Origin of the sequence: Sulfurovum sp. (genome assembly GCF_041551015.1) — a bacterium.
GTDB lineage: Bacteria > Campylobacterota > Campylobacteria > Campylobacterales > Sulfurovaceae > Sulfurovum.
The window spans coordinates 1-4,147 of sequence record NZ_JBFENQ010000147.1 but is presented as its reverse complement, the minus strand read 5'-3'; the positions used below and the strand labels follow the sequence as shown (position 1 = coordinate 4,147).

Below are 4,147 nucleotides of genomic sequence, written 5' to 3'. Positions count from 1 at the left end.
TATCTTAGAACTGTTTTCTTCATTATTTTTTCTCCGGAGTAACCATTTTTGGAGGAAAGGCATTCATCAAACGCCAAAGTTCATACCAGATAGGCACAGTTGACAAGGCAATCCACGCAGTTGCATTTGTTCCCATTCTCAGCTCTTCATGAGAAGGCCAGGGCTCTTTTGGATCTTCAACCACATAGGCATAGTAAAATCCTTGCTCATGTAAAACAGGATCAACTTTTTTAATGATTCCTCCAAAGGTACCAAACCGTATTCCTGGCCATCCTGCTATATGTAACACAGGCCATCCATGGAATCTAATTCTTACAGAGAGGCCCTCTTTAACAAGCGGCATATTGAAGTCTGATACCCTTAGTAAAATCGAGCCCACATTGACATCAGGTGAAAAACGCATAATAGGTTGACCTTTTTTTATATAAGTACTCTTATCATTTTCCAAGATTCGCATGACATAACCATCTTTTTTTGAAACAACCGATGATGTTTCATATCTGGCAATTTCTGTGAGATGTTTTTCATAATCCCTTTTCAAGATATTTAAACGTGTTTCCGCTGACAACATACTGTTTTCAAGTGTTCTTATCTGATTTTCAATCTCTTCTATAAATTGATTCTCTTCCTGTTCGATGATTGTTAGATTACGCTTCTGTACCCCTATATCTATTTCTATTTTATTAAATTGTGTATTAGCATTGATATAACGATTTTCAGCATTTTCATAATTCTGTTTTGATTCTATTTTTTGACTATATAGCTGCTTTATTCTTGTAAATTGTTTTAATGCAACTTCATAGTTCTTCTTTTCTGCTTTATATTTAAGCTGAAGACTTTTTAACTCCTCTTCTGCCTGTCTATAACGTTTATTAAATAATTCTATTCGTATTTTTTTTTGGGTAACAAGACTGACTTTATTTTTCTTTAGACTAATTAGTTCATCTTCTATATTTTGAGCCTGTTGTTCAAAATCTTCTTTCATTTTATACACACGTGTTTTATAATCTTTATCAGGATCAATCATATCAAAAAGTTTCATTCCCTTTTGAACATGTTCATTTTCTGAAACATAGAATGTATCAATAAAACCGTCTATAGGTGCAGAGATAGGTTGTACTCTTTCTATAGGATCATGTGCAATCAATATACCTTCACCATCAATTGTTTGTCTCCAGGGTAAAAAAAGAATCACTATGAAAAATAGGATAATAATCAAACTAACACTCCAAATACGATTTACAACAGGATTTGTTTCAACAAACTGTAAAGAATTAAACTCAAATCTATCCATGTGGCTTATCATCCAATCCTACTGATAACTTGTTAACTTTATAAAGTCCTTCAATCGTATCATAAATATAATCAAGCTTTTTTGCAAATCCTTTTAATGCATACGTAATAGAGGTAACAATAATTTCAGCTGCAACAAATTCTCCCAAAGGCAGACTGCCATTAATCACAAGATGACCTCCTATGATCAAAAACATACTGAAAATAAATCCTTCGGCAAAAAAAGTAAATCCTAATTGTCTGATAATAATATTAAATAATTTATGCCTAGCCTGTGCGTACGTACTTAAAAATGTATCAAAGTTTGATAGAACTTCATTTTTGCTACCCTCTTCTTCATTGATATGCTGCAAAAAATAGATTGTACTGTGTTTTGCATCCGAACGATTTAATGCATGTTGTGCTGCATTCTTTCCAAGATAAAACAACACAACAATATAAGTAGAAAAAAAGATAGCGCCTGCTGCAAACAAAATCGGATCAAATGCAAACAGTAAAAGCAGACTTACTGAAATTTTAACAATAAGTCCTACACCATCAAGTAAAAGAATAGGGAAAAACTTTTGAATTGAGGTAATATCAAAAAAATAGTTCATTAATTTTCCATGTTGCTTTTTCTCGGCTTTATCTTCATGGTTTAAATTGATTGCTTTTGTTGCAATCTCTATACCTGTTTTAAGAAAAACTTTCTGTTGAAATTTTTCAACAATATACTCTTGAATGAGTTGTAAAATGGTTATAAATACAAATAAAACAAGGACAATTGATCCCAAAATCGCTATAGAAAGTGATGCATGTGCCAGTACACTGTTTATCACAATTGCAGAGGCAAGAGGAATAGATAAAACAAGAATTGCTTCAATAATAGAATAATAAAACAGATGAACAATATTTTTTCGATCTTCTTGAATAATTTTTTTTACATAATTAATAATAATATCATTCAATTTCATAAAAACCCTTTCTAAATTTTCACACGGTAAAACTAATGTCCTCTTCTAAAACGAAAGCTAACATATAAAAAGATTTCTAGTATTTCTAAGCTACATTACAATGATAACTTGAGATCAACAACCCTCATTCTTTATGATTGTATCAGAATAAAACAAAATTCCAATAGATTACTTTATGGGTGTCGATCGCCGAGTTAAATCAGGCATAAATTTGTAAAAAAACGTAATTAAATAAAATCACCTTTTTCCGATGTTAATCCTTTCTGCATCAATTTTGAGATAAAAGAACTGATACGTTTATCTTTGGTTGGTGCGATAGTATTGATCAGGGCAAAATGTTCTACACGTGTGTCTAAAAATCCTGTATCAAATATACCTTTTTGAAAACTCTCATCACAAACGACTTCTTTGTGTAAAGGTATGTTGGTGGTAAGCCCTTCAATGTAGTATTCATCTAAAGCTCTTTTTGCTTTTTTAACTACACCTTCCCAGTCTAAAGCCCATACAATAAGTTTGCCTATCATAGAATCATAATTTGGCGGCATGGAGTATCCTCCATATACACTTGTATCCAACCTTACACCTGGCCCACCAGGGGTTAAGTACTCCCCAATCGTTCCAAATGATGGCATAAAATTATTTAGCGGGTCCTCTGCATTGATCCTAAACTCAATTGCATACCCTCTAAAAGATATCTCTTCTTGTAAAAAATGAAGTTTATCCCCTTCTGCAATTTGTATCATACGTTGTACGATGTCAACACCCGTTATGATCTCTGTAACCGGGTGTTCAACCTGAAGACGTGTATTCATCTCTATAAAGTAGATATTATCTTGTTCATCGAGTAAAAATTCAATCGTCCCTACATTTTCATATCCTAAACGATTCATCGCTCTTATCGCAATACGATAAAGCTCTTTTCGTACATCATTATTGAGACTTGGAGAGGGTGCAATTTCTATGACTTTTTGGTGACGTCTTTGAATGGAACAGTCTCTTTCTCCTAAGTGCACAACGTTTCCAAATTTATCTGCAATAACTTGTATTTCTATATGTCTGGGATTGCTTACAAATTTTTCTATAAACATATCACCGTTTCCGAAATATTTTTTTGCCTCATTGGTCGCGGCATCAAAGAGTGAATCGAACTGTTTTGCCTCATGCACTACACGCATTCCACGACCTCCACCACCAAATGCTGCTTTAATAATAACAGGGAAACCTATCTCTTGAGAAATTTTTTGAGCTTCTTTTTTATCTGTTATAGGCATAGTTGTTCCTTCAAGAACAGGTACACCTATTTCCTTCATGGCATTTTTTGAAGTAATTTTGTCTCCAAAAAGTTCAATGTGTTCTGCTTTTGGTCCAATAAAAATAATGCCATTTTTATCACAGGCCCTAGCGAAATCAGCGCTTTCAGACAAAAAACCATACCCTGGATGGATAGCAGTACATTTTAACTCTTTGGCGATCTTAATAATATTTTCATAGTCAAGGTAAACTTCAACAGGATGGCCTTCTAGCAAGACACTTTTATCTGCTTTTTTTACCCATGGACCTTCACTATCTACCTTTGAGTGTATCACTACACTGGTAATATCCAGTTCTTTACATGCTCTAATGATACGTAGTGCAATTTCACCGCGATTGGCTATTAAAATTTTTGATATTTTTTGGCTCATTGAATTTCCTTCAATATTTTTGAGAGTATTAAATCTATGTTTATATTTTGATGAGATGTACTACACCCTAGGGTGCAGTACTCAGTAAATTTTACTTATATAGCGTCAATAATACTGTTAAGTGTAGCAGATGGTCTCATTGCTTTAGCAGCTAACTCATCATTTGGATGGAAGTATCCACCAACATCTTGAGGCTTACCTTCAACTGCAAGAAGCTCT

At 33.4% G+C, this 4,147-nt stretch carries 4 protein-coding genes; all 4 read right to left on the bottom strand.

Annotation, left to right across the window (positions count from 1 at the left end; all coding sequences use genetic code 11):
- Positions 1-22: 22 nt before the first annotated feature.
- A complete protein-coding gene (locus tag ABZC96_RS08725; protein WP_373030510.1) occupies positions 23-1,294 on the bottom strand; it encodes an HlyD family secretion protein in 1,272 nt (423 codons plus the stop codon).
- On the bottom strand, positions 1,287-2,246 hold the full coding sequence (locus tag ABZC96_RS08720; RefSeq protein ID WP_373030508.1) for an ABC transporter ATP-binding protein: 960 nt from the start codon (positions 2,244-2,246) through the stop codon (positions 1,287-1,289). Before ABZC96_RS08720 ends, ABZC96_RS08725 begins: the two co-directional genes overlap by 8 nt.
- Before the next feature lie 227 nt (positions 2,247-2,473).
- Positions 2,474-3,928 carry an acetyl/propionyl/methylcrotonyl-CoA carboxylase subunit alpha gene (locus ABZC96_RS08715; protein ID WP_373030506.1) on the bottom strand — a complete coding sequence of 485 codons (1,455 nt, stop codon included), beginning with the start codon at positions 3,926-3,928 and terminating at the stop codon, positions 2,474-2,476.
- Between the two features lie 95 nt (positions 3,929-4,023).
- Positions 4,024-4,147 (bottom strand): NADP-dependent isocitrate dehydrogenase (locus tag ABZC96_RS08710; RefSeq protein ID WP_373029998.1); only part of this gene is annotated, 124 nt, incomplete at its 5' end.

Excerpts from the sequence above, each read along its gene's own strand:
- ABZC96_RS08720 (WP_373030508.1), bottom strand. The coding sequence starts at position 2,246 with ATGAAATTGAATGATATTATTATTAATTATGTAAAAAAAATTATTCAA.
- ABZC96_RS08725 (WP_373030510.1), bottom strand. The coding sequence starts at position 1,294 with ATGGATAGATTTGAGTTTAATTCTTTACAGTTTGTTGAAACAAATCCT.
- ABZC96_RS08715 (WP_373030506.1), bottom strand. The coding sequence starts at position 3,928 with ATGAGCCAAAAAATATCAAAAATTTTAATAGCCAATCGCGGTGAAATT.